The sequence below is a fragment of the Streptomyces sp. R28 genome (assembly GCF_041052385.1).
Taxonomy (GTDB): Bacteria; Actinomycetota; Actinomycetes; order Streptomycetales; family Streptomycetaceae; genus Streptomyces.
This window is the reverse complement of record NZ_CP163439.1, coordinates 1,230,543-1,255,269: the sequence shown is the minus strand read 5'-3', so window position 1 is coordinate 1,255,269 and position 24,727 is coordinate 1,230,543. Positions and strand designations below refer to the sequence as shown.

The 24,727-nt window shown below is 67.9% G+C and carries 21 protein-coding genes and 8 pseudogenes; 8 read left to right on the top strand and 21 right to left on the bottom strand.

Annotation, left to right across the window (positions count from 1 at the left end; all coding sequences use genetic code 11):
- Positions 1-195: 195 nt before the first annotated feature.
- Together AB5J49_RS05385 and AB5J49_RS05380 are read right to left on the bottom strand one after the other, a co-directional pair.
- Positions 196-852: a hypothetical protein gene (locus AB5J49_RS05385; protein ID WP_369167305.1), complete on the bottom strand. Its 657-nt coding sequence runs from the start codon at positions 850-852 to the stop codon at positions 196-198.
- Positions 853-1,201: 349 nt separating this feature from the next.
- Complete coding sequence (locus tag AB5J49_RS05380) at positions 1,202-1,435, bottom strand: hypothetical protein (RefSeq protein ID WP_369167304.1); 234 nt, start codon at positions 1,433-1,435, stop codon at positions 1,202-1,204.
- Positions 1,436-1,863: 428 nt separating this feature from the next.
- On the opposite strand from AB5J49_RS05380, the gene AB5J49_RS05375 reads away from it, so the two are divergent.
- From AB5J49_RS05375 to AB5J49_RS05365, 3 genes are all read left to right on the top strand, one after another.
- Positions 1,864-2,142 (top strand): polyprenyl synthetase, encoded by a 279-nt coding sequence (locus AB5J49_RS05375; protein WP_369167303.1) that lies wholly within the window; start codon positions 1,864-1,866, stop codon positions 2,140-2,142.
- Positions 2,135-3,187: a polyprenyl synthetase family protein gene (locus tag AB5J49_RS05370; protein WP_369167302.1), complete on the top strand. Its 1,053-nt coding sequence runs from the start codon at positions 2,135-2,137 to the stop codon at positions 3,185-3,187. The genes AB5J49_RS05375 and AB5J49_RS05370 overlap by 8 nt, the downstream gene beginning before the upstream one ends.
- A 77-nt stretch (positions 3,188-3,264) precedes the next feature.
- A complete protein-coding gene (locus AB5J49_RS05365) occupies positions 3,265-4,425 on the top strand; it encodes an oxygenase MpaB family protein (RefSeq protein ID WP_369167301.1) in 1,161 nt (386 codons plus the stop codon).
- Between the two features lie 462 nt (positions 4,426-4,887).
- Here the strand turns inward: AB5J49_RS05365 and AB5J49_RS05360 are convergent, their stop codons facing one another.
- The 3 genes and pseudogenes from AB5J49_RS05360 to AB5J49_RS05350 form a co-directional block, all read right to left on the bottom strand.
- Positions 4,888-5,163 carry a hypothetical protein gene (locus AB5J49_RS05360; RefSeq protein WP_369167300.1) on the bottom strand — a complete coding sequence of 92 codons (276 nt, stop codon included), beginning with the start codon at positions 5,161-5,163 and terminating at the stop codon, positions 4,888-4,890.
- 691 nt (positions 5,164-5,854) lie between these two features.
- Positions 5,855-6,102, bottom strand: a pseudogene (locus tag AB5J49_RS05355) (hypothetical protein); the annotation flags it as partial.
- A gap of 89 nt (positions 6,103-6,191) precedes the next feature.
- On the bottom strand, positions 6,192-6,854 hold the full coding sequence (locus AB5J49_RS05350; RefSeq protein ID WP_369167299.1) for a class I SAM-dependent methyltransferase: 663 nt from the start codon (positions 6,852-6,854) through the stop codon (positions 6,192-6,194).
- A 134-nt stretch (positions 6,855-6,988) separates the two neighbouring features.
- Between AB5J49_RS05350 and AB5J49_RS05345 the strand changes: the two are divergent.
- Positions 6,989-7,153, top strand: a pseudogene (locus AB5J49_RS05345) (cation transporter); the annotation flags it as partial.
- 201 nt (positions 7,154-7,354) lie between these two features.
- Here AB5J49_RS05345 and AB5J49_RS05340 read toward each other — a convergent pair.
- Complete coding sequence (locus tag AB5J49_RS05340) at positions 7,355-8,533, bottom strand: N(5)-(carboxyethyl)ornithine synthase (protein ID WP_369167298.1); 1,179 nt, start codon at positions 8,531-8,533, stop codon at positions 7,355-7,357.
- A gap of 169 nt (positions 8,534-8,702) precedes the next feature.
- Here AB5J49_RS05340 and AB5J49_RS05335 point away from each other — a divergent pair.
- Positions 8,703-8,885 (top strand): annotated as a pseudogene (locus AB5J49_RS05335) (transposase); the annotation flags it as partial.
- Positions 8,886-8,990: 105 nt separating this feature from the next.
- Here the strand turns inward: AB5J49_RS05335 and infA are convergent.
- The 4 genes and pseudogenes from infA to AB5J49_RS05315 all read right to left on the bottom strand — a co-directional run bounded on the left by infA (position 8,991) and on the right by AB5J49_RS05315 (position 12,006).
- Positions 8,991-9,215, bottom strand: coding sequence for a translation initiation factor IF-1 (gene infA, locus AB5J49_RS05330; protein ID WP_093909198.1), 225 nt, complete (start codon positions 9,213-9,215; stop codon positions 8,991-8,993).
- Entirely contained in the window at positions 9,212-10,003 is a 792-nt protein-coding gene (locus AB5J49_RS05325) for a GNAT family N-acetyltransferase (protein ID WP_369167297.1), read from the bottom strand. The genes infA and AB5J49_RS05325 overlap by 4 nt, the downstream gene beginning before the upstream one ends.
- Before the next feature lie 297 nt (positions 10,004-10,300).
- Positions 10,301-10,426: pseudogene (locus AB5J49_RS05320) on the bottom strand (IS5/IS1182 family transposase); the annotation flags it as partial.
- A 122-nt stretch (positions 10,427-10,548) separates the two neighbouring features.
- Positions 10,549-12,006, bottom strand: coding sequence for a DUF1996 domain-containing protein (locus tag AB5J49_RS05315; RefSeq protein WP_369167296.1), 1,458 nt, complete (start codon positions 12,004-12,006; stop codon positions 10,549-10,551).
- Between the two features lie 1,000 nt (positions 12,007-13,006).
- Here AB5J49_RS05315 and AB5J49_RS05310 point away from each other — a divergent pair.
- Positions 13,007-13,108, top strand: a pseudogene (locus tag AB5J49_RS05310) (3-oxoadipate enol-lactone hydrolase); the annotation flags it as partial.
- 236 nt (positions 13,109-13,344) lie between these two features.
- On the opposite strand, the gene AB5J49_RS05305 reads toward AB5J49_RS05310, so the two are convergent.
- The 7 genes from AB5J49_RS05305 to AB5J49_RS05275 all read right to left on the bottom strand — a co-directional run bounded on the left by AB5J49_RS05305 (position 13,345) and on the right by AB5J49_RS05275 (position 19,947).
- Positions 13,345-13,620, bottom strand: a complete 276-nt coding sequence (locus AB5J49_RS05305; RefSeq protein WP_369167295.1) for a helix-turn-helix transcriptional regulator — start codon at positions 13,618-13,620, stop codon at positions 13,345-13,347.
- Positions 13,621-14,325: 705 nt separating this feature from the next.
- The gene (rbsD, locus tag AB5J49_RS05300) at positions 14,326-14,721 is read right to left on the bottom strand and encodes a D-ribose pyranase (RefSeq protein ID WP_369167294.1); all 396 of its coding nucleotides are present in this window, start codon (positions 14,719-14,721) and stop codon (positions 14,326-14,328) included.
- 4 nt (positions 14,722-14,725) lie between these two features.
- Positions 14,726-15,697, bottom strand: coding sequence for a ribokinase (locus AB5J49_RS05295; RefSeq protein ID WP_369167293.1), 972 nt, complete (start codon positions 15,695-15,697; stop codon positions 14,726-14,728).
- Positions 15,690-16,529 (bottom strand): ATP-binding cassette domain-containing protein, encoded by an 840-nt coding sequence (locus tag AB5J49_RS05290; RefSeq protein ID WP_369167292.1) that lies wholly within the window; start codon positions 16,527-16,529, stop codon positions 15,690-15,692. Before AB5J49_RS05290 ends, AB5J49_RS05295 begins: the two co-directional genes overlap by 8 nt.
- 12 nt (positions 16,530-16,541) lie before the next feature.
- Positions 16,542-17,501 (bottom strand): ABC transporter permease, encoded by a 960-nt coding sequence (locus AB5J49_RS05285; protein WP_369167291.1) that lies wholly within the window; start codon positions 17,499-17,501, stop codon positions 16,542-16,544.
- A 7-nt stretch (positions 17,502-17,508) separates the two neighbouring features.
- Positions 17,509-18,585 carry a substrate-binding domain-containing protein gene (locus AB5J49_RS05280; RefSeq protein WP_369167290.1) on the bottom strand — a complete coding sequence of 359 codons (1,077 nt, stop codon included), beginning with the start codon at positions 18,583-18,585 and terminating at the stop codon, positions 17,509-17,511.
- Positions 18,586-18,903: 318 nt separating this feature from the next.
- A complete protein-coding gene (locus tag AB5J49_RS05275) occupies positions 18,904-19,947 on the bottom strand; it encodes a LacI family DNA-binding transcriptional regulator (RefSeq protein ID WP_051870072.1) in 1,044 nt (347 codons plus the stop codon).
- 322 nt (positions 19,948-20,269) lie between these two features.
- Between AB5J49_RS05275 and AB5J49_RS05270 the strand changes: the two genes are divergently transcribed.
- Positions 20,270-20,569: a hypothetical protein gene (locus AB5J49_RS05270; RefSeq protein WP_369167289.1), complete on the top strand. Its 300-nt coding sequence runs from the start codon at positions 20,270-20,272 to the stop codon at positions 20,567-20,569.
- Positions 20,570-21,581: 1,012 nt separating this feature from the next.
- On the opposite strand, the pseudogene AB5J49_RS05265 reads toward AB5J49_RS05270, so the two are convergent.
- From AB5J49_RS05265 to AB5J49_RS05255, 3 genes and pseudogenes are all read right to left on the bottom strand, one after another.
- Positions 21,582-21,719 (bottom strand): annotated as a pseudogene (locus tag AB5J49_RS05265) (IS5/IS1182 family transposase); the annotation flags it as partial.
- Positions 21,720-21,827: 108 nt separating this feature from the next.
- Positions 21,828-21,959, bottom strand: a pseudogene (locus AB5J49_RS05260) (IS5/IS1182 family transposase); the annotation flags it as partial.
- A 92-nt stretch (positions 21,960-22,051) separates the two neighbouring features.
- Positions 22,052-22,807 carry a transposase family protein gene (locus AB5J49_RS05255; RefSeq protein WP_369167288.1) on the bottom strand — a complete coding sequence of 252 codons (756 nt, stop codon included), beginning with the start codon at positions 22,805-22,807 and terminating at the stop codon, positions 22,052-22,054.
- Positions 22,808-23,218: 411 nt separating this feature from the next.
- On the opposite strand from AB5J49_RS05255, the gene AB5J49_RS05250 reads away from it, so the two are divergent.
- On the top strand, positions 23,219-23,389 hold the full coding sequence (locus AB5J49_RS05250) for a hypothetical protein (protein ID WP_369167287.1): 171 nt from the start codon (positions 23,219-23,221) through the stop codon (positions 23,387-23,389).
- Positions 23,390-23,768: 379 nt separating this feature from the next.
- Here the strand turns inward: AB5J49_RS05250 and AB5J49_RS05245 are convergent.
- A pseudogene (locus AB5J49_RS05245) lies at positions 23,769-24,722 on the bottom strand (DUF4246 family protein); the annotation flags it as partial.
- Between the last annotated feature and the right edge of the window lie 5 nt (positions 24,723-24,727).

The window sequence follows — 24,727 nt, the reverse complement described above, 5'->3', positions numbered from 1 at the left end:
ATGCGCTGACCGAATCGGACTAGCGGTCATCGTTGCGGTGTCCACGGAGGCGGTAGCCCATCTCGTCCGGATGCCGCATGACCCGGGCAAGGCGCCAGGCGGCGTCATAGGACAGACGACCACGCCCTCGTAAATGCAGCCGCAGAGCCAACGTGCTGGTGACAGGGTCAAGCACCCAGCGCAGTAAAGCGCTCCTCATCGCGCCTCGCCCGATAGGAGGGTGAGGCGGTGGGCGGTGTGCTCGTCACCGAACGCGCGGACAGCATCAGCGAGGAGGGTGAGCAGCTCTTTGCGCCGTTCCTCCGTCAGGTCGGCCACGAAGTCGTGGAGCAACTGTGCGACTGTCACCCACTGCTGTCCTGGCTGCCACTGCTGGATCTCGCGCACCAGGTTGTTGAGGTTGGTGCCCGTCGGCGGGCCCCCGAGCCGGGACCAGTGCTTCGATGTGCCCTCCAGCAGTCCGTAGAAGCGGGCGGCGGCCGGGTTGGCGAGGATCTCCTCCCGGAGGAATGCTTCGCGGGCTCGGACCTGCCGCCGTGCCAGCTCGTCCAGCTCGTGGTCGCGGAGGATGCGTTCCTCCTGCCGCTGGTACTCCTGCCGCAGGCGTTCCGAGTGGAGAGCGGCCGTCAGCGTGGTGTCGTCCACGCTGACGCGTACTTGCACATCGGTGACCACCACACCGTCGGCGACGAGGGGCAGCTGTTCCTGGACGGTGACTGTGATGTCCTGCTCGGCGGCGCCTGGACGGAGGACGTCGCAGAGCTCGGCCGCCTTCTCGATCTCCCTTCTCGCCAGGCACGGTGCTGCGTGCCGACTCGCTGGCGCGCTGGTGTTGGCGCGGCGCCAGGTCACTGAGCACCGTCCTTCCTACCGTCGACACGATCATTTAATCGCGGGGACACAGGGGGTACAGGGGACGGAGGGGGCGCAGGGGTGCACACCCCAGAGGACGAGCCGAACGGCTCCCCGCTGCCACCGCCCCTTCTCTTGACTCTGCTGGTGATGTTGGGTAGGTCATGCGGCGGCTGAGCGCAGGGGGCGGAAGCGCGTGGCCCGTCGTCGTGTTCTGGGTGCGGTGCCGGTCTCGGCGACGTGGGCAACGTTGCAGGCCATCGCGGTGAGGACGTGTGGGACGTGGGTGCGGGCACCGAGTACGTGCCCAGCCAGGTAGACCAGACAGCGGGCAGTTGTGCCGGGTGCCTTACTCGTGCTGGCCGGTGGCGTTGTTCCCCTGCCCGTCGGCGCGGGTGTTGGCGTTGTTGTTCTCGCTCAGCTGTGAGTCGCTGTTAATCCTCGTGTTCAGCAACGAGATGTCGGCGAGGACGTGGGCATTGTTTACGACGCCGTCGGCGATTCCCGCGTGTGCTGGTACAGCGCCAATGAGGGCCGCGCCAACGGCGAGAACTGCAGTAGTGAGGATGCTGATCTTCTTCATGATCTGATCAACGGCCGTCACTGCCGAAGGTCACCGCGTGGCCGTGATGGGAAGCGGGCTTCGGCCGTGGAGTTGGCCCCGGCCGTCCAGGAGCAAGTGGAAGCGGTGCGCCACTTGCCGGGTCGCAATGAGGCATGTGGAGTGCTCGGTTCAGGGCGTAGGAGGGCTTCGGTTTCTTCTTCCGCCACCCACGGCTCGTCCGCCCGCAGCAGGCAGCAGTCCGCGCTCACTTGCACTTCGCGGTTATGAGAAAGGAGTGGACCAGACGTCCGCCCTCCGGAGAAATGGCCCCTGTCACAGATACGCGCACATGCGTGCGGTGTGATCACTCGTTGGTGAGTTCCCCGTTTCTCCGGCCCGGTGCGGCGCGAGCCTGTGAAGGATGGAGGGCGACCTGAGCCGTCCGGAGGTCCTGTGGGGGAGATGGCATGACGGGAGAAGGCGGTCGCCGCGGGGGCCCGCACGAGCAGGCTGTGTTACTGGCGGCAGGGTTTGCCGATCTGGCGGTGAGCACGGTGGGGTCGGCCGTGGGGACGGTGCGGGGGCTGCTGCGCCGCTCGGACGCGGCGCAGCTGGCGGCGGATGCAGAGCAGGAGTTGACGGCGCGCGGACGCTTGGTGCTGGACCGGTACGCGGCCGTGCCGCCGGCCCATCTTGAGGTTCTCGCCCGGCACGTGGTGGCGCGGCAGGCCCGTGGCGGTGCCTGACCCGTACGAGCCGGCCGCGTTCAAAGAGCGTATCGACGAGGTGGTGCGCGGCTTCGTGGCGCAGGAGGCCGAGCAGCTCGTCGCGGTGGATGCGGATCTGGGGCCGGTGGCTGATCAGGTCGAGGTGGCGGTAGCCGGGGGCAAGCGGCTGCGGGCGGCGTTCTGCTACTGGGGCTGGCGGGCGGTCGGGCAACCGGACAGTGACGCCATGGTGCGCGCTGCGGCCTCCATGGAGCTGGTGCACGCCGCGGCGGTGGTGCATGACGATCTCATCGATGACAGTCCGCTGCGGCACGGCCGTCCTACCGCGCACGTCGCCCTGCGTAGCGCTGTGCGTCGCCGTCCGCGGGCTGCGACCGCCGCCCGGTCCCTGGCGATGCTGGTCGGGGATCTGCTGATGGCGATGGCCGGGCAGCTGTTCGCCGCCAGTGGTCTGCCGGCCGGCTACCTGGCGCGGGCCCGCCCGCTGTGGGCGGCGCTGGCCAGGGAACTGATCGCGGGTGAGTGCCTGGAGATCCTGCGCACCGGGGCCACCCCGGACACCTCGGCGTCCTTGCAGGTGATCCGGTACAAGACCGCCAAGTACACCGTCGAGCAGCCCCTGCTGATCGGCGGTGCCCTGGCTGGCGCCGGCGAACGGCTGCGCGAGGGCTACACCTGCTACGGGCTGGCGCTGGGCGAGGCATTCCAGCTACGGGATGACCTGCTGGGCCTCTTCGGTGACCCGGACCGCACAGGGAAGGCCAACCTGGACGATCTGGTCGCACACCGGCCCACCGCCCTGCTGGCCGAGACCTGGCGGGTGGCCAGTGACACCGACCGGAAACACCTGCGCGCCCTCCTGGGGCGGCGCGACCTGGACACGGACGGACTGGAGGCGGTGCGTGAGGTGATGCGCCGGCTGAAGGCGCCCGACCGGATCGAAGAAATGATCACAGTACGGGTCAGGGAAGCTCTCGGTGCACTCGACGCCCTCGACCTGCCCGCACCTGCTGCCGCGGCCCTGACAGCCCTTGCACACTCCGCGGTGGCCCGCCGTCACTGACGCCTCGGCGAGCACGCAGCCCTGCGCCCCGCCGGTGATCACTTCCCGCTTGTCGCGAAAGGACGAGGAGCCCTGTCATGACCTACACCGAGGCGTCGATGGACACGCTACGACAGGTGGGGGACGAACTCGCCGACGCCACCGTGGCCACGCTGTTCGAGCGCGGGGAGGTGGGGAAGTTCAACGCCCTGATGAGGTATGTCTCCACCGCCGGTGCGCCACTGCCTAACGGGTTGCCGGAGGTGGCGCGGGAGTACCTGGAGGCCACGAGCGCGCCGCCGTCGTGGGTCGACTGGGGGGAGATGGAGAAGGCGAGGCTGTTCTTCATCGACAACAACGTGCACATCTCCACCGCGCTGTCCTTCGCCTCGATGCCCGCCTGCTACGTCGTCCCGCACGTGGCCAGACTCCTGTCGGCCACGCACTCGCTGAAGTACCCCTCCAAACGCATGGCGGAGACCGGGCAGTTCACCGTCTATCTCATGCAGCCCGGCGCCTTCGAAGCGGGTAGCCGCTTCATCCCCGCCGCGCAGAAGGTCCGCCTCCTGCACGCCTCCATCCGCCACCATCTGGGGCGCGAGAACCAATGGGACACCGAGGCGCTGGGGGTGCCGATCTGCCAGGAGGACATGATCGGCGGGCAGATGTTCTTCTCGCTGCTCGTCCTGGACTCCCTGCACCGCCTCGGCATCCACATGAGTACGGAAGGCGCCCAGGCGTACTTCTACGCCTGGCGGGTCGTCGGGGCGATGCTGGGCGTCGACCAGGACGCAGTCCCCCAGGACCTCCAGCAGGCCCGCCAGTTCCTGGACCTGTACATGATCCGGCACATGGGGCCCTCCGAGGAGGGCGCGCACCTGATGCGGCAGCTGATCGACCTGTACGAGGAGGTCGTGCCCGGCACGTTCTTCGACCCGATCGTCTCCGCTCTCAGCCGCTACCTCATCGGCGACACCTGTGGCGACTGGCTCCAGGTCCCCCGCACCTCCTGGGACACCCTCGTCAAGGCCGTCCCGCACCTCCTCGGCGTCCTGGAGACCGTCGAGGACCGCTCTCCACTCGGTGCGTGGGCCCTGGACCGCGTCGGCCACCTCGCCACCGTCTTCGAGCTGTCCTCCCTCACCCGTGGCCGCGTCATGCACTACGCCATCCCCGAGCAACTCAAGAAGGACTACGGCGTCTCCCGAACGGTGTGCCGAAAGCACCGCTGGATTCCGCCCGCCCCCACCACCCTCTGACACGGCATCGCACGGACCTCACCTGCGCCGCGACCAACCTCGACATCTGCCCCGAGGCCGCGAAAGGGCGCGCCATCAGGTCCACGCCGGTCATGGTGGTCTTCAACGGGGGCGACAAGGCCGGGCGGGCGTGGTGCCCACCCGGCCGCAGCCGAACTCTGGGACAGGGCCCTTGGACAAGGCTCTGGGACAGGCCATCAGGCGATGGTGACACCGCCCGGCCGATTGGCGTCGGTCCGTACGGCGAGACCAGGACGGGCTCGAGAGCGAAGTGATGGTGCGATCCGGTCTGGACCGGACGGTCCGAGGGGTGCTCGCGAGCATGTCCAAAGGCTCCTGGCCCTCGTTGAACTCCACGTCCTCCGGGTGAAGCTCCAGCTTGCCCGGATGCGCTCGCGAGAGCAGTAGCGGGGCGGGCGCCAGGCGGTGAGTCCTTGCTGATGCTCGTGGGCTGCCCAGTCGTCAGGTGATTCCGGAGGTGAGTTCCTCCGTGGATCCCTCCGTGGCCGGGGGAAGATTGCGCCGGTAGAAACGCCGATAAGCGCGGAGAGTGGGCCCGTCCGCGACCGACCACAGGTCCTTGGCCACCGGGCGCATCCAGCGCAGGATCTCGAAGTCGGCATGGTGGTTGCGCCTGACCAGGCGCCATAGGAAGGCCGCCCAGAGGCGGTTGGCCGGCCAGAGCAGCCAGTCGGGTCCGAGTTTGCGGACGATCAGCGTGTGTTCGGCGAGTAACATCGGATGTATTAACGGGCACCAGTCAGTGGATTGTCTAGGGGGGTCGACAGAAATTGCCAGATCAACCGAGCGGTTGCGGACGGCGAATACGCTCAACCCTCAGGATGGGTTCCCAATACATAGGATGTGTTCGGCCAGGTAGGCCGAGTGCAGATGCGACTCCAGGTCGTCGGCGCGAGCGACTTCAGGACCGCTGGCGCGCGCCGCCAGTCCGTGTACGCGGTAGCCGCCGGTACCGGGCGGCAGTGGCCCGGGCGGGGTGATGACGCGTCTTGGCCGCCAACTCATTGGCGGAACACCTCGACGTCGGCCGGCGGCGCGATGTGACGACGGCGGATCGGTCGTCGTCGAGCAGGACCGGGCAGGCCGTGTTGAACCAGCCGTCGGTCAACCCGGCTTCCACCTGGCACCCGACGCCTACGGAACTCCGCAACAACGCGTCCAGTCGGCCGGGGACATCCGGCGCTTGGCCAGACGCTGCATAGTGCCGTACTGGAAAGGGCCTGTGCCCTCGCAGGCTTCGACGCAGAACGCGCCGAACCACATGAAGTCCGCGTGGCTGACCGGCTCGCCGAGAACGGAGTTCAGCTCTCCGCACGGTGTCGGTCGAGCAGCTGGTGAAGGCCGCGGGTCGCCCAGTGACAACTGGATCTGTGAGCCGTCCGTGCCGGGGTGGGACGTGGAGGTCGAGCCGCAGTCGCGGCAGACGGTCCATCGCCACCGTCGCGCGCACGATCACGAGGATCGCGACTCCCACGCTGCCGATGATGTCGAACGTGGTGTCGCTGTGCGGCCCGGCCGTCAAGTGCGACGGGGCCGACAAATGGGCTCGAACGACCCGCTGCCGAGGGACACCGACCCGGAGCCGACGGGCGACGACGGCCCGTCTTCCGCCATGCTCCTCAACGCGTCCTTGCCGGCGAGCAGCAAGGACATGCCGTCCTTGGGGACGCCGGAACAGCCGTTCGGGGTAAGGCGGGCCGGTGGCGTCGACCGTGATGCCCGCCGGTGGTACGGGGGCCGCGGCATCAGGGCAGGGTCTGGGTGACGCGCCACAGCCGGCGGGGCAGGTCCCCCTCCTCGAAAGCGTGGATTTCGTTCAGGGTCCAGCCGTTGGCCAGGGCGTCGACCAGGTCACGGTCGAAGAAGTGGACGGCGAAGCCGCCGTGCTCGTAGATGTCGTCTCCGTGCTCGGTGCCGGCGCCGTAGTGGGCGTCGCCGGTGTGCCGCACGGTGTAGATGAAGGTCCCGCCGTGGCGCAGGACGCGCCGGATCTCGCCGAGCGCCGCGTGGATCTCCTTGGTGGACAGGGCCATGCACAGCAGCATGTGGGCGAAGGCCGCGTCCACGCAGGAATCCTGCAGTGGCAACGGGTCACGTACGTCGTGCACGGCGGTGGTCACCCGCTCGCCGAGGTCCTGGGCGCGGGCGCTGTCCTGGAGCTGTTGCAAGCCGGTGGCGGAGAAGTCGGTGGCCTGGACGGTGAAGCCTTCGCGGGCGAAGTGCAGGGCGTCGCGGCCGTGCCCGGCGCCGAGCTCCAGCACGTCCCTGGCCCCAGCCGTACGGAAGACGGAGGCTGCGTGGACGGCCGGATCGGAGGGCTGCTCGCCGTACATGCCGGGGTGGGCGGCGTAGGTGTTCTGCCAGTGCCGCCGCTGCGAGTCCGCCAGGTCCGCTTCTCTGTCCGCCATGGTGCTCCGCTTTCCTGCTTCGCCGGGCCGCGCCGATCTCCCGGCCAGCCTAGAGGGCGCTGGCCAGGCCCGACTCGGTTGATCGGCGTCGGGCGGAGTGGCCCCCGTTGAGCAGGCCGGGGACTGACGGGCGCGACCCCGTCACCCCCCTCGTCATCGCCGCTATTGCCGTCAAGGAAGGCCGCGACACCTGGCGAGGCAAGGGCTGCTGCGCGGCCCCCGCCTCCGCCCTGGTCCCGTCCGCCGGCACTGAGACGGATGCCTGTGATTGCCGACCCGGCTGCGACTGCTGCGACTGACCGCCCGGCAGTACGAAGCGGAGGGCGATTCTGCGGCCCGGCCGTGGGCCGGCCAGGGTCCGTTCGCCGACCATGACCTGCCGGCCAACATGATCACGCTCCAGACGTTCAACGCCGCTGCGGCACTCACCTCGCTGGCGCCCGCCGCGCGGCGACCCGGGACGGCGGTTGGAGGACGACTGAACACCGGATACCCCGTCGCTACGGCCGCGACGCCGCCCGGGTCTCCTCGTGGGCATGCGGGTATTCCGGGGTGCGGTGCTGGAAGGCGAGCACCTTGAGGTTCTGGACTACGCCCCGGCGGATCTCGATGGCGTGCCGGATCGTGTCGTCGGCGTCCCAGCCGTCGGGGCCCTGGAGCACGACGTCCAGATACGGCAGGAGGGCCTCGCTGTTCTCCCAGGTCGCGGAGTCCCACAGGTAGGAGGGGCTGTGGTCCACCCCGTAGTACCTGACGTGGTCGCCGACGGTGAACATCGGGTCGGTGAAGGTGGTGGGCCGGGCCCAGTCGAAGCCCATGCCCTCGTCGCAGGAGACGTCGATGACCAGGGTGCCGGGAGCCAGCTTGGGCAGGTCCTCGTCTATCAGGAACAGCAGCGGCGCGTCGGTGTCCTGCAGCACGCAGTTGACGATGATGTCGTGCCCGGCGAGGAACTCGGCCAGCGGCAGCGGACCGTCCTCGGTGAGGGCGACACTGCGTCGCGGGGCGAGGGTGTCGTCGGCCTTGTCGTGGTCGAAGTGGACGATCCGCGCGGAGTGGATGGGGGAGCTGACGGCGGTGACGCCACGCGCGGTGAGCACGTCGACGTCGTGCACGCCCAGGGCGCTGAGCGCGGTCACTGCGCCGCGGGCGGTCGCGCCGAAGCCGATGACGACCGCGCGCTGCCGCCGCCCGTAGTCGCCTGTCACGCCGGTCAGCTGCATGGCGTGCAGGACCGAGGAGTACCCGGCCAGCTCGTTGTTCTTGTGGAAGACGTGCAGGTTGAAGGCGCCGCTGCGGGTCCAGTGGTTCATCGCTTCGAAGGCGATCAGAGTCAGCCGCCGGTCGATGGCGGTCTGGGTGACCTTCTCGTCCTGGACACAGTGCGGCCAGCCCCACAGAACCTGACCTTCGCGCAGTTCCGCCAGGTCTTGGTGGACCGGTTTGGCCAGCAGGATGACATCGCAGTCGGCGATGAGTTCCTCGCGGGTGCGGAAGCCCGCGACGAGCGGGGCGAGCTGGCTGTCTGGGACGCCGAAATACTCTCCGTAGTTTTCCTGGAGGTAGATGCGCTTGCGGAGACCGGCGTCGATACGGTCGAAATGAGCGGGGTGAACGGGCAGGCGATGCTCGTTTTCCTTGCGGGTCTGCGACATGATTCCGAGCGTGAGCTGCTGCAAAATGCCCCTTTGGTTGCTCCCTGTTTAGCACACCGGGGCAATCCGGCAGCCGGTCGCGACGGGCGGGGCCAGGGACGGGCGCACGGGCGCGAGCCGGGCCGGGCGACTCCGGTGGCCCTGGACGCTTCCGGGCGGCGGCATCGGCCAGATCGCGGTGGACAACGCGAGGATGCACCTGCGGGCGCTGATCGCGCCGCTGCTGCCGCTCTGGCCCGGGAAGGCTCCTGGCCCGCGGCCGGTGCCGGACCGGCTGTGCCTGCAGGGCATCCTGTACGTGCTGCACGACATCGCCTGGCAACTGCTGCCCCCGGAGCTGGGGTTCGGCTCGGGCCAGACCTGCTGGCCGCGGCTGGAGCGGTGGCCGCCGCGGCCGTGCGAGCCATCATCGGGGCCCCGGTCACGGAAACGCCGTGACCGGGGCCCCAGGATCAGCTACCGCGGAAGGTGCCGACCGCCGCTAGTTCCGGTACCGGAACACGATCCGGCCGCGCGTCAGGTCGTACGGCGGGAGCTCCACCAGCACCCGGTCTTCCAGCACGATCTTGATGTAGTTCTTGCGGATCTTCCCGCTGATGTGCGCGAGCACCTGGTGGCCGTTCTCGAGCTCCACGGTGAACATGGCGCTGCGTAGGCACTCGACGACCTTGCCCTCGACTTCGATGACGTTCTTGTTCTTCGTCATCGCACCAGCTCCAGGTTGCTGCTCATCGGCTGGGCGCCGATGCCCTCGAACAGCGCCGAGGCTGCTTGGTTGGACTCGTGGACTTCGGTCCAGGCCGCGGCGAACCCGGAGCGGCGCAGCGTCCCCAATGCGTGGGCCAGCAGCGCCCGCGCGATGCCGCGGCGCTGCTCGCCGGCCCGGACCGCGACCAGCCCGATGCGCGGCCGGTTCACCGTCACCACCCGGATCAGACCCAGGTAGCGGTCCGGCGCCGCGGCCACCGCGTACTTCGACGGGTCGACGATGGTGTCGCCTTCGGGGCGGGGAATTACCTCCGCGGGCATCGACTGCCACCCGACGGTCGCCTCGACTTCGTCACGGATCGCGCGGTCCACCGCCCGCAGCAGACTCTCGTCCGCCTGACCGGCGGGCACGATCGTCACGCCCGAAGGCGGCAGGACTGCTTCGAGCCCGGTGACCCGCGGGTCGGTCGGCACGACGTACTCCCACTCGCGGCGCCGGATCGTGAAACCGGCTCGCCGCCAGCCGGCCGTCAGCTCGACGTCGGCTTCGTCGACCACCGTGTGCAGCGGCGCCGGCAGTTCCGCCAGCATCGCCTCGGCGAGCCGGTCGAAGGTGGCGTCGTGCCAGGCGTCGATGCTGACGAACAAGCGTCCGTCGGGCCGGAGCTGCGCATGCCCGCGGCCGACCACCAGGTCGTCATCCAGTGCATGCCATTGCCTGTCCGCGACGCGCGTGATCATCACCGCGTTCTCACTCAGGCCAGATGTGAAAGGCTTCGTGTTCATCGGAGTCTCCTCCAGGAGTGCCTCGATCTCAGGCGCTCCGGGCGACACCGAACGTCAGCCGCCGGACCGTGACGGGTTGAGGGAGCACCCATGGGTAACTGTGTTCACGGGGCTCACCTCCATACGACGACTTCACGGTCCACCACGAAAGTAGCGGCGGGGCGCCGCCTCGCTCAAATACTTTTCCTCGACTTGATCGCGTACGTGCCGTCGCCACGACACGGGGCTGGTGAACCCGTCTGATCAAAGGGCTCCGAACCCGGTGGTGCTTCAGGCTTCACCAGCCCCGTGACTCACCATCAGGTGGTGCTTGCTGCCCGTCTTCCGCCGGTCGACCGGCGACGGGCCGGTCGCGGCTCCCCTTTTTTGCGCGCACGTGGGAGCGTCCACGTACGCGCGGGTCCAGTCGAGCTCGCCCGCCGCGTTGAACATCGTCCGACTCGGCGGGTGCTTCTCGCCAGGCAGAACACCACCGCGCCAGAGCAGAGATTCCGTTCATGGCGGTGGGCGTCGGCAGCGCGACGCCCACCGCTCGGTACTCGGACTCAGCTGCACTTACGTCCGGTGTTGATGCACTGGACCGCCTTGTTCATCAGCTTCGCGTCGAAGACATTGATGAAGTCACCGTGGTCGGTGACCGGCTTGTGCTGCTGTTCGGGGAAGCTGTCCAGCGAGAAGAACGGACGGGTCTTGCCGTTGTCCTTGATACTGGGCGCGTCCACGTCGTACACCAGACGCTGAACCAACTGCGGAATGGCCTTGAAGCCGGTCGGGCAGTTGCCGGCCGCGTCGGCGAAGGCCACGTGTGTACGGTGGTTGGCGCTGTCGATGTTCGTGCCGTCCCAGCAGCTCTGGAACTTGAAGGTGCGCACCACGTCGCTGCCTGACGGGCAGAGGGGGTACTTGTCCTTCAACTGCACCTTGTTCTCGAAGCCGGTGCAGCTCCAGGAGGCGTTGGCGTTGGCCGTGCCGTTGACGAACGCCTTGGCGTCACCGGTGATGATGCGCAGGAACTTGGGCATCGCCACCACCTTGCCGCGGGGGCTGCCCACAAAGTTCAAGGTGGCCTGCTTGGCCGTCAGAATCCGGCCCGTGTTGCCCTCGGCGCCGCCGCCCTGCTTGTCGGCGTCGAACTCCTTGGTGCCGTTCTGCAGGCGCAGCACCGGCCAGTAGTAGGACGACTTGTCGCCCTTGTTCTGGCAGCTGGTCCCGGCCTTGACGAAGTCCTGGTCGCTGGAGAAGGCGTCGTTGTCCTGGTTGCCGACGTAATCGTGCACGTGGTGTGCGCCGTTGGTGACGCCGGGCGCGACGATGACGTTGTCGCTGTTGTACAGCTTGTTGGCGTTCACCCCGCACTTGCTGACGAAGACACCCCTTGAAGCCTTCGCCGACTTGGCCGGCGTGCGCACATTGGACTTCACCTTGGTGATGTCCACGAAGTCGGCGGCGACGGGGCCGGTGCCGGTTGCTCCGGCATTGGTGTTGTTGCCACCTTGGTTGTTGTTGCCACCCTGACCGGGGGTGGGCTGGTTGCCGGTGGCACGCAGCGTGCAGGCCGCCAGTGCGTCAAGGCCCTGCGGCTTGGCTGCCACGCGGCCGATGGCGGTGGCGATCCGGTCGATCGTCGCCTTCCGCTTGTCCTTCAGCGGACCCACGATCGCGTTCTGGGCGAAGTTGGGGTCCTGCGCAATCGCCTTCTGGGAGGTGGAAAGGCGCTGGTATGCCTCGGATATCTGCTTGTCGAGGAGTGCCAGTTCCTTGTCGACCTGGGCCTTCGCCTGGGCGGGCACTGATGTCAACTGCTGGCCGACGTCGGGGCAGTCGATGGTGGAGGTGCCGGCCGCGAGCACCTGGTTCTGGGCAGAGCCCTTCGACGCGCCGGTCTCGTCGGCCGAGGCGTAGATGTTGACCGCCACCAGTCCACCGGCCCCGATGGCCAGTGCGGCCGCCGCGCCTACCGCCCGGCGGGCAGTCTTCGATCTCTTTCGCGTGTTGCGTCTCATCGGGCCTCTCAAGGACATCTCCGGAGCCGGCAGGGCTTCCGGCACGGGTGAAGCGCGTCCTCAGATACGAATGTGGGCGCCGAATGCTCAGCGAACTCTCAGATTCATAGGTTCCTCCATCAGCAAACAGTGCATGACCGCCCAATTCGGGCCGGGTCAGCTTCCAGTAATTGTGGTGACCAGTTGACTGGATGTATTTGACACGCCCATGGCCGGAAGTTCGGGGTGGTCTCGGGGAGGCCGAGGATGGGCAGCAGATCGCCCAGGACGGTGGCAGTGAGTTCGACGCACCGGCCGGTCTCCTGCGCGTACGTTGCCGGGTCGGGCGCCGCGCGCGGGCGGAGGTGCCAGGTCCGTGCGCACACGTCGGTCATCCGGTCGACGCGAAGCTGCGCCAACCATCACGATCCAAGCCGAAGGCGACGCGGCAGCAGCGCCGGTCGGAGGCCACCAGGCGGTAGAGCTCGACCCGCCGACGCCGCACCCTCCCCCCCCGCACAGGTGGTCGAAGCCTGCCGCGGCCTCGTCGCGGCAGGCTCTGGCCAACGGCATGGGCACTTCGGTAGGTCCTGTCCCGTCGGGATCTCGTTCTGGCTGTACTCCGGTGTGGACCCGGCCGAATACGCTTGCCGCGCGGGCCAGAGCATGGAGGCCTGCACGGGGGCGCGGAGGATCGGCAGGCGTGAGCTACGCGGTCTACGAGCCCTGCCACTTGCCGAGCCGTAGGGCCAGCAAGAGGGCGGTGGACCTGGAACCAACTGCACCCGGAAGTGCCCATCCGGCTACGGCCAAGCCTCCTACCAGAGGGAAGAAAGATCTTGTTCACCGCGTGTGGTGTTTGGGTGGGATTCCAGGAGGTCGCCAGGTGAGCCACGCCGGGACTCATCCGTGCCGCCACACTTGGTGCTGACAGCCGTGGGGTGCCGTCTTGAGAGAGCCAAGTCCCGCCACCTCTACCCCGGGGATGTGACATCTCGTGACAGATGAGAGGGTCAGGCGGGTGAGTGAGACACCGATTAACACCCTCCAATACCGCTTTGACGGGCCAGAAGACGCTCCGGTCCTGATCTTGGGTCCCTCACTGGGTACCACATGGCACATGTCGTAGAAACCGTCCATGGGCGTCCAGTTGATTCAGGGCGAGCGCGTAAGTCCAGGTCAGAGTCTTGTGACGTGAGTGAGTCCGCGGGGTTGGTGACCCGCTTGTGATCGCTTGTGATCGATCGTGACAGGTGAGGACCCCCGTCAGCTTGCTCCGACGGGGGTCCTGCGTAGACGGGGACCTGATGCGACGACGCCCCGCCGGCTTGCTGCGGCGGGGCGTCGTCGGGCAGTTGGTCATGACGGATTGGGGCTTGCACTGGAGGGTCCGTTGTACTCCGGCTCGCCGCTTTCGAGTACGCGGAGGAGCGAGGCGGTGACGACGCGGGCGGTGCGGCCTATCGGTAGCACGCGGCATGGGAATTCTCCGCGGCGAACGAGGTCGTAGCTCTTCGATCTCGACAAGCCGAATGCCTGGGCGGCGTCCTCGACGCTCGCCGTCCCACTCCAGGTGGCGCGGATGTGCTCGGGGCTGAACTGGCCGTGAGGCGTTTCGCCGCTCTGATTGGGCATTCCTGTCAACAGTGCCTTTCGGGTTTAGTTGCTTCCGTGGCAGTGGGGAAGCGGGGAGACGCGGTGGACTGCCAATGGTCCGCGGAATCACCGGTTTCGGTAACCGGCCAATGACGGATATCCTGCTCCGCTCAGCGTTGGAGATGAGTTGCATAGGGCCCAATCGGCGCCAGCACCGCTGGTCGGTGCCGTCGGCATTGTCTCCACGTGTTTCCGATGACTCATCATGTGGAGTGTGTGGCGATTCTTGAGCCGATGGCTGAGGGCTCCTGAACTGCGGTTTTGTGTGTGCGTCCCCGTGTTCATCCGTTCGTCCCCGGCGGCCTGATAGGCCACGGGGAGTGGGATCTGAATTGATCAACCTGATGGAACGGGTTTCTGATCAACTTCCCCGTCCCACAAGATCAGTTCTGTGTGAACCGGCGAGGCGGAAACGAGCGGGGGCATGTCCCGTTCTCGGTCGACCGGACCGCCAATCCGCCCGGAGGATCTCGCCTCTGTCCCCTTGGGGGACGAGAACGAAAAGTCACTGAACAGACATGGAAAAGGTGCACCAACGATGAAGCTCACGCTGCGCCGGAACGGGCGCAAGCTCGGGCCAGGCTGGGCTGCGTCGTGAACTGCACAGCGACGACAACCAGAACGCCGCCCCGACCACACGGTTCTCCTCCCTCCAGGTCCGGCTGCCCGTCACGCAGGCGGCTGTCACGGGGTGAAGGGGACCCCCGCGCGGAGGAGCACGTTGGCGTAGAAGGTGTCCTCGCCCGTCCGTACGGCGAACTTGACGTCCCGGACCCTGGCCTTGAACTCGTCGTGGTCGATGGGTTCGGGGTCGAGCCCGAAGGAGCGCAGGCCGGTGTGGACGGTGAGGTTGACCTCGCGGATCTTGTCGGTCACCCAGCTGTGCTCGACGACGATCTCGTTGAGCACGGTCTGGACGACGTCCAGGAACGGGGATTGGCCGTACCGGTAGCCGAGATCCACGACGGGGGTGTCGGGTGCCAGGGGGAGCCCGGCGTCGCTGATCACGAAGGTGTCGGTGTGGCGGAGACCGGCGATCAGCCCGGCCAGTTCGCGGTGGATGATGCCCTTGCGCTGCACGGGTTCAGTCCTTTTCGGTAGGGGGAGTGGTGGGGGCGAGGGCGCGCAGCGTGGCCAGGCCGGCGTACTGCTGGGGCGCACCCGAGACCCGTACGGCCAGGGAGCCCGCGGCGATGCCGAGGCGTGCGGCGTCCAGGAGCGAGTCACCGGCGGCGAGCCGGGCGGCGAGCACTCCGGCGAAGGCGTCACCGGCGCCCGTGGTGTCCACGACGGTCGCGGGGACGGCCGGGAGCGCCGTGGAGACGCCGTCGGCGTCGGTGACGATGGCGCCCGCCTCGCCCAGGGTGGTGACCACGGCCTTGGCACCCCGGGCGCGCAGCGCGTCGTGCGCCTTCCGTACGGACGCTTCGTCCGGCGTGACCTCAGCATCTTTGTCCGTCGCCAACTGGCCTGACACCACCGCCTGTTCGTGCTCGTTCACGATGAGCACGTCACAGCGGGCGATCAGGTCGTCGGGGAGTTCGGCGGCGGGGGCGGCGTTGAGGAGGAACCGTCCCCGGCAGGCGTCCGCCGCGCGGCGGACGACATCCAGCGGGATCTCCAACTGGGCCAGTACGACGGCTGCTTGAGCCCCGAGGCCCTCGGTGGGGTCGCCCTCGGAGGGCCACTGGTGGTTGGCGCCGGCGACCACCACGATGGTGTTGTCGCCGGCCGCCGTGGTGATCCACGCGGTACCGGTCTCGGCGCCGGGCACCGTGGTCACCGCCTCGACGTCCACTCCGCCGGCGACCAGCCGGGCACGGGCCCGGTCCGCCTCGGCGTCCTCGCCCACCCGGGCGATCATCGCCGTACGAACGCCTCCGGAGGCCGCCGCGGCCGCCTGGTTGGCGCCCTTGCCACCGAGGGTGACGTACGCGGTACGGCCGAGGAGGGTTTCGCCGGGGGAGGGGAAGGCGTCGGCGACGACGACGTGGTCGATGTTCACCGAGCCGATCACCACGACCTGGGGTGACGTACCCGGCACGGCCTCAGGCATGCGCGTCCCCTTGCACGGCCCCGGTGATCAGCCCGACCAGCTCGTCACCCGTGGTGGCGGAGACGGTCCGCCGCGCGGCGGTCCGGCCTCGGCGCAGTACGTACGCGGTGTCGGCGACCCGGAGCACCTGCGCCATGTCGTGGCTGATCAGCAGCACGGTCACCGACGCCTCGCGGAGCCGGGCGATGAGCTCCTCCACGGCCGCCGTCTCCCGGACGCCCAGCGCTGCGGTCGGCTCGTCCATGATGACCAGGGTGCGGCCCCAGTTGGCCGCGCGGGCGATGGCGATGCACTGCCGCTGACCGCCCGACATCCGCCGCACGGTGGCCCGTACGTTCGGCACGTTCACGTCCAGCCGGGACAGGATGTCGCTGCTCTGGGCGATCATGGACTTCTTGTCCAGCACCCGGAACGGGCCGAAGCCGCTGGTCAGCTCGTGGTTGAGGTAGAGGTTCTGCCAGACCGGGAGGTCCTCGATGAGGCCGAGGGTCTGGTACACCGTCTCGATGCCCAACTGCCGGGCGTCGTCGGGGGAGTGGAACCGGACCTGCTCGCCCCGGAAGCGGATCTCGCCCGCGTCCTGCGGGTGCACACCGGTCAGACAGCGCACCAGCGTGGACTTGCCCGCGCCGTTGTCGCCGAGGAGCGCGGTGACCTCGCCGGGGGCCAGCTTCAGGTCCACGCCCTGGAGCGCCTGGACCGCGCCGAAGGACTTGCGCAGCCCGGTGATCTCCACGAGCGGCGAGACGACCTGACTGGCCGAGGCGGCGCTCTGGGTGGCGGCCGGGGCGGCGGAGGATGTGCCCGTCACACGGGCCGGAGTGTCCGTCATGGCTGGCTTCTCCTACTTCTGGAACCGGGAGATGAAGGCCGCGCCGAGTACGACGGTGCCGACCGCGATGGGCTGGTAGTACTGCGAGATGCCGAGCAGGGTGAACCCGTTGATGAGGCTCTGGAGCAGCAACGCGCCGGTCACCGTGCCGAACACGGAGGCCTTCCCGCCGAACAGGCTGGACCCGCCGAGGACCACCGCCGCGATGGAGCTGAGCAGCAGGTCGGTCTGGAGGCTGGGGTCGGCGCCGCCCGTGCGGGCCACGAACAGCACGGCCGCGACCCCGCAGGCCAGCCCGGAACTCGCGTACGCGATCAGCCGGATACGGTTGACGTGGATGCCCACACCCCGTGCGGCCTCGATGTTGCCGCCGGTCGACAGCAGATAGGTGCCGGTACGGGTGCGGTAGAGAAGGAAGCCCACCAGCACGGCCACCACGAAGGCCAGTACCCAGAACCAGCGCACCGGGCCGATGCCGTTGATCGCCAGAGCGCGCAGGAAGTCCGAGTTCACGGGGACGGTGTTGCCGCTGGTCAGCAGCAGGGTGAGACCGCTGACCACGGAGAGCGAGCCGAGGGTGACGATGAAGTCGGTCATGTTCAGCCGGGCCACCAGCAGACCGTTGACCACGCCCACCGCCAGCCCGGCCAGCAGGGCCAGGCCGACGGAGACGGTCAGTCCCCAGCCACTGGTGTAGGCGTACCCGAGGACCGCCGCCGACCAGGGCAGGTTGGAGCCCACCGAGAGGTCGATACCGGCGACGGTGACCACCAGCTGCTGGCCCATGGCGAGGACCAGCAGGATCGAGGCCGACACCAGCAGGTCGCTGATGTTGGACGTGGTGAGGAAGTCGGGCGTGGCGATGAAGAAGATGAGGAACACCACGCCCAGCCCGATCGGGGCGGCGTAGCGTGCCGTCGCCTCGACCGAGAAGTCCAGGCCGAGCCGGCCCGGCGCCTGAGTGTCAGCCATGATCAGATCACTTCCCGGCCGAGGAGAGCGGGTTCTCGAACGGGACGAACGGCTGCGGGGCGGAACTCATCGCCTTGTCCACGTTGGTGGAGTCGATCAGGGCGATCGGGGCGACGATCCGGCTGGGCACCTTCTTCTTGGCGACCAGGTCGATGCAGGCCTGCACGGCCAACTGGCCCTCGGCGTACGGGTACTGGGAGATCGTGCCGCTGAGGGTGCCCGCCTTGACCGCCTCCAGCGCGGCGCTGATGCCGTCCACCGAGATGATGGAGACCTTGCCGGTCAGGCCGGCGTTGCGGACCGCCTGCGCGGCGCCCAGACCCATGGTGTCGTTGGCGGCGAAGATACCGGTGATCTTCGGGTGGGCCTTGAGGATGGCCTCGGTGACCGTCTGCCCCTTGGCCTGGTCGTAGTCGGCGGGCTGGGTGGCGACGATGTCCAGCTTGCCCGCGACCTTCTCCGTGAAGCCCTTCTGGCGGTTGATGCCGTTCTGCTCACCGGCGATGCCCTGGAGAATGGCCACCTCGCCCTTGCCGCCCATGAGCTTCAGCAGGCCCTCGCCCGCCTGCTCACCCGCCGACAGGTTGTCCGAGCCGATGAACGAGGCGTACGACACCCCGGCCTGCTTCGAGGCGTTCGCGTCGATCTGGGTGTCCAGGTTGAGGATCGGGATCTTCTTCTGGGCGACCGGGACGAGCGGGGTGATCACGTTGGTGGCGTTGACCGGTACGACGCCGAAGCAGTTGTAGCCCTGGCCCGCGAGGGTGGAGATCTTGGCGTTCTCACCCGTGCTGTCGGTCTCCGACGCGCCCGCCTGGACCTCCACCTTGACGCCCTGCTTCTTGCCCTCGGCTATCGCGCCGTCGCGCAGCGCCGCCCAGTAGGGGTTGGTGAAGTTCCGGGTGACGATGGCGATCTTCGCCTCGCCCGACTTGCTGCCGCTGTCGGAGCTGTCCCCGCCCCGGCCGCAACCGGCCACCACCAGCAGCATCGTCGCGGCGGCGGCGATAGCGGTGGCGGAACGGACTCTGCGTGCGGTGCGGTTGGCGGTGGCGCCGGAGTCGGCGGTGACGTTGGTGTTCATGGGAGTGCCTTTCGTCGCGTCATTGCGTCAAAACGGGGTGGCGTGGGGTCCGCGCGGGGCGCGGGGGGCGGCCCGGACTCCGAGGCCGGGGGAGGCTGGGTCGGAGACCGGGAGTCTGGGAGTCCGTAAGTCCGGGACCGGGGGCCGAGTTTGAGGTCGGGGCCAGGTGAGCCGGGGCGCACGGTGAGGCCGTAGTCCGTCGTACGGATCAGGTGGGTCGTACGAGTCGTACGGGATGTACGCGGCGTACGGTCGGGCATTTCGGTGCGAGCCGGGAGCCGTGACCGGTCACCCGCTCTGCCCGCTCGCCCGCCGTCGCTATAAGCGCTCGCCGATCATCGAGTCGCCCCCGGCGAGGTCCGGGCAGCCGCAGGAGCCGCGGGCGATCAGGGTGGTGGGGTGGGTGATGCGCCGTACCGGGAGGGTGGGGTCGGCGATCTTGGCCAGGAGCCACTCGACGGCCGAGCGGCCCAGCTCGTCGAAGGGCTGCTGCATGGTGGTGAGCGCGGGCACCGTGTACTCGCTGCCGTCGATACCGTCGAAGGCGCAGACCGCCACGTCGTCGGGGACGCGCAGTCCCAGTTCGGCGGCGGCGCGCAGGACGCCGATGGCCTGCTCGTCACTCGCCACGAAGAGCGCGTCCGGATGCCCCGCCTCCGCGAGCATCCGCCGGCCGGCCCGGTACCCGTCGGCCCGTCCGAACGGCACATGCGTCAGCGACGCGCTCTCCGGATCCCGCCCCGCCTCGACGAGGGCCCGGCGCCAGCCCGCGACCCGGTCGACCGTCGGATGCACGCCCTCCAGCCCGGCAATGCACCCGATCCGCTGCCGGCCGTGAGCGAGTAGATGGGAGGTGGCCTGGTACGCGCCGCCCTCGTTGTCGGTGAGCACCTGCGTCGCCCCCGGCAGCTCCAGCTCGCGGTCGAGCACCAGCCGGGGCACGGTCGTCTGCTCGGACAGCTCCGCGACCCAACTGTGCGGGCCGTGGATCGGGACCACGATGAGCCCGTCCACCTGCCGGTCGAGCAGGGTCCGGATGTACGTCGCCTCGCGGGCGTCGTCACCCATCGCGTTGCCCAGCAGCATCGTGTAGCCGGAGGCGAAGCCGACATCCTCGATGACGCGGGCCAGCTCGGCGAAGAAGGGGTTGGAGTTGTCGGGCACGACCAGCCCGAAGGTCATGGTCCGCGAGGTCTTCAGGGACCGGGCCACCACGTTGGGGCGGTAGCCGAGCTCGTCTATCGCCGCGAGGATCCGCTCGCGGGTGGCGGGGGCGACCTTGCGGGGGCCGTTGTTGAGGACGTAGCTGACCAGGGCCTCGGAGGTGCCCGCCAGGCGTGCCACGTCGCGGCGAGTTGCCATCAGACCCTCCTTCGGCTCGGGGCTGCGTTCTGGAAGTATCAACTCGTGTTGTCAACACGAGTTGATTCAGTTGCGTTGGATGAATATCGACTGCTGATCCGCCGATGCGCAAGAGGTTGCTTGAAATCCTTTGGTAAAGAGTTCGAAACCTTGCTTTGCAGGTGAGACTCGGGCGGGACCTTGATCACCACCTCGGTGATCACCTGATCACCACCCTGATCATCGCGGCGGGATGAATCCGCCGCCCTCCTGCGTTGGTGTTCGCCGAGGGCGCCCCGGCCTGGACGCACGCTCTATCACCGCGACGAAACAGCCGAGGCCAGTGTTGCGTCGCCTGGCAGGCGTCCGCGCGGACCGGGCCGAAGCCAGTGCCTTCGTCGAGGCGACCGGTGTGCACGTGGCCCCGCTGCTTGCCGCTGGATACTGGGCCCTCGATGATGAGTTCAAGGGCGACCCGTTCAATCTGGAGGGCGCGGTGACCGCTGTGGCGCTCAAGATCGAGGACGAGGGCGAGGCGCGGTGGATCGTCAACTGCCTAGACGCTCTTCAGGTATTCGACCGTGAAGACGTCCAACTGCGCCTGGAACCGCTGTTGCGCCAGTGCGTGACGCTCCGCGTGTGAGCGTGTGACACCCGGTCCGGCCGCCGGCATGTCCGGGCGGCCGGACACCTTGCCGGTAGCCGACCAGACACGGTTGGTCCATCTCCGGGAGGCTCCTTGAGGACGTCGACTTCGCATACCCGCCCGGTGGCCGGGTCGGTCACGGTGAAGCGGGCCGACAGCGGGGCGGTCTCCAGCGCGTGCACCTTGGTGGTTTCACGACCCCTTGGGTCGGGCCGTGCAGCTGGTCCAGCGATTCCGGCAGACGGCGCCGGAACTTCTCCGGTACAGCGCGAGGTCCTCGGCGACCACGCCCGACAGGTCGCTCGGCGTGGGGGCGGGGTGCTGTGGGCTGGAGGGAATGGCTCCATTCTGGCGGCCGGAGCAGTGGCGCGGGTCATGATGTCCGAGCCTGCGTCCGGAGTGAGCGATAGCGAGCTCGTGCGGGCGAGCTGGTCGGGCCGGCCTGTTCCGCCCGAAGACGAGGGATGGACTGTTGGTCATGACGCTCGTTTGGCGCTCTGGTCGCCCGGGCGCGGCACCGTGAGCCGATAAATCGGCTCTGACCTGGTCTTTTCCGTGACTCGCCCAGGCCGACAGCTTTCCGATGACTCATCATGTGGAGTGTGTGGCCATCCTGGAACCGGCCGCGAAGGGCTCCTGAGCTGCGGCTTTGCCAGCGCGCGTTATGTGTGGTGTGGGCGTTACGGGCGATATCTTGACGCTGAAATGACGCTCGTGACGCTCGTTCTGACGGTACGTCACCTGACTGATCGTGCAGGTCACGTTGGCTGGGAGGCGCGCTCCCGAGGGCTGGTTTTGCGGGAACTTGAAGACAATTCCGCCGGGTTCCGGCGCTGTTGATTGCGGCGGCGGGCGCGCTGCCGCCGTACTTCGGCGGGCCGGACGTTTGGTGGAGCGGGCGTCAGTAGGTGGGGCCGTAGGGGCTCCAGTGCCCGAGGAAGGGCTTCAGGTCGTCGGGGCGTGGCTCGGGAATGTCGGGCAGCCGGGGCGGTGTGTTCAGTGAGCTCTTTCAGTGCTGCCGCTCCAGAGTGAGGACGGCCGCGGCGATTGACGACATCCGATTCGGACTGCACCAGGACCTGCGGAAGATCCGTCAGGACTTCAGCCGTGTGACGCCGCGTTCGACCGGTGCCCGTGCTGTGGACAGCCCCGGTTGACAGTCCGTCGGGTCTGGGTGAGGCCACGGTTTGGTGGGTCTGAGGGGGTAAGTGATCTTCAGTCCGGTTCAGGCGCACATCACTGTTGGGGCAATTGCCTATCCGCTGAGGGCGGGATTGTGCAGGCGGGCAATGCCAAGCATCGCGTGGTGGACGCCCTCGCCTCTGAGCCGGCAGTCGCGGCGGACCTCCCTGGTTTTCATACGGGCGAAGGCGTGCTCGACGCGAGCAGAATCCGACGGACCGTTACTCCAAGTACGAGTTCTCGGGGAGATTCCAGTGGCTTCCCACGGATGTCGATGTCAGTGAGCCTTTTCCAACCTCACGCTGATGCGTGGTGAAGGACGAGGACGGCCTTCACCACGTCGGTGATTCGGTTGGTGCTGCAGCGGAGCTTCCGCAGGAGGCGCCAGCCCTTGATGGTGGCCATGGCCCGCTCGCCGAGGCAGCGGACCTTGGCGTGGGTGGTGTTGTGGCGACGCTTCCATCGCTTGAGGCGGCGGCCCCGAAACGGAACCCGGACGGATCCGCCGGCGCCTTGATACGCCTTGTCCGCCCAGCATTTGAGCCCCGCATCGGCGAGGGCTTCGATGATCCCGTGCTGCCGCGCGGCGGTCAGGTCGTGAGTCGAGCCGGGCAGAGCCGGCGAGGCCCAGAGCAGTCGTCCGAAGGGATCGGTGAGGACCTGGACGTTCATGCCGTGGCGTTTATGTTTCCCGGAGTAGTACGGGGCGTCGGCGGCGATGCGGTCGATCGGCAGCAAGGTGCCGTCGAGGATGACGAACGCCTTCACCCGGATCGTCGTCATCGCCTCGTCCAGGGACGGCGCGAGGGCGGCCAGGGCCTCGACGGCTTCACGTATGTAGCGGTACGCGGTCGCGATCCCGATGCCGAACCCGGCGGCGAGCTGGGCGTAAGTGTCACCGCACCGCAGGTGGGCCAGGGCGAGCAGGGCCTGACGTCCGGCAGGAAGGCGCCGCCACCGCGTTCCGATCTCCTGCCGCCGGGCTGTCAGTTGCCCGGTCAGGAACCGCAAGGTGCGGCTGGACAGATCAATCGAGGACGGGTAGACAAGCACGCGAAGCTCCTGGCGGACACGGGTGATCTTGGTCGAGAACCCGTCTACCAGGAGCTTTGTCGTTGTGCAGGGCAGTCCAACTCGCGGTCAGCCCCGCCAGCTTGAAAAGGGCTCATTGTTCGGACTGAACACCCCGGATGAAATAACTCCACACACCATGTGAAGAGTTGGCGAAAGTCTTCTTCGCTTACGGGGTGAGGGTCAGGATGAACTGGTTGGCGAGTTGCGCGGCGCATCTCGGCGTGGTAAAAATTCTTCGGCGTTGATCATCTTGGGATAATCTCACCGAGGATGACCTCTGCGGTGAATCTGATCAGCGTCTCGACGAAATAGCACCGAAACGGTCGGGGGTATACGAACTTGAAGCGTGCTTTGAAGAACCTCGTCATTGGGACGGGAGTTGTCGCGGTGATGACCCTCTCACTGGGTGGCGTGGCAAGCGCGAAGGAGGCCGGCGACTACTACGGCCCGTTCGCAACCGAAGGGGAGTGCGAGAGCGCCAGGGTTCTGTTCAACTACAGTGACCCTTGCTACTGGTCGCTCCAGGACGGCGGCAGTTGGTGGTTCTACGGCGGTTTCTAAAACGCCTCTAGGTACATGAAGACCCCCTTCCCTCGGATGAGCCGAGGGAAGGGGGTCTTTGTAGCTACGCAGGTCTTGAAGGGGCGCGCGCAGCGCTGCCGATCCCTCTGGGATGTTGCGGGGCTTCGCGCCGAGGCCGGCCAGTGGGGCCCCGCGGCGTTCCTCCCGCGCCGCGGGGCGAGCTCACCGCCGCGCGGGGGGTCCGCAGGAGGTCGACGGTGGTCACGCCCGGCTGCGGGCTCCTGGGAACTGGCCATCGCACAGTTGCAACCCGGCGACCGCTCCGAGAGGGCAGGTGCTCCACCCACCCCTATCGGGACCGTCGCCCAGGCGTCCGTCCACACCCCGCTGACCTGAACGGGTGCACGGGTGAAGAGGGTCAGTGCTCGCAGAGCGAGAACTCCCTTTCATAGAGATGCTCGTTGTGTTCGTCGACGAAGAACTTGCGTTCCTGCATGAGTTGTTCACGGTAGTTCTTGGCCTGTTCAAGCGTCATGGTCGAGGTGTCGGACCATGGTTGCTGGGGTGGCACATCGGATGTCGAGACGATCTTTTCCGACGGATCGACCAGGAAGAACGCGAGGATCTTGCGATGGCCCGGGCGGGTGGGGTCCGCGAGGCGGAATGAGCCGACGCGGTGTTGCAGGATGTTCGGGAACGCCAGGCAGCGGCCCGCCGGCGTCGATGCCGATCCCAGCACCTGGTTCAACGCGTCTTCGTCCTCCAGGCCGTAGACCTCACGCACGCCGTTGTCGTCGTTCTGTTCGTAGCACGGGTCGTCGAGTGCCGCCCGGAAACTCAGCCGGCTCTCGGTGATGTTCTCGCTGTCCCAGTAGTAGATGCAGGTCGAGACGGTCCGCTCGTTCATCATCCCCTCGACATGCCAGGAACCGCCGGGGTACTCGGGCTTGTCCGGGGTGAGATGAATGGTGGCGAGCTTGACGATGACCTGGAGTCGGCGGCCGCGCAGGTCGACTCGGGCGGATTCGTCGGGCAACTCGGGCGGGGTGAAGGCCGGGGCGTCCGGGACGACCGGGCGGCAGTTCTCCCACCAGTCGTCCTGGGCCTCTCCCCATGCACGGACGGCTTCCGCGTAGGCCCCGTCATCGCTGTAGGCGGATCTGGCCGGATACTCGGGCTTCGAGTCGTATCACCCGTAAGCATCGGCCTGGATCCGCAGGGGCCGCGGGTGCCGCAGATCGGTGAGTATGTTCTCCAGCAGCGGGCGCATGCACGCGAACAGGTCGGGCAGGACACGGGCCAGTGCGCGATGCGTCTCGGGGTGGACGTTGTTGACGTACGAACGGAAGGCCACCTTTCCGTCGTCACTGAGCCTCT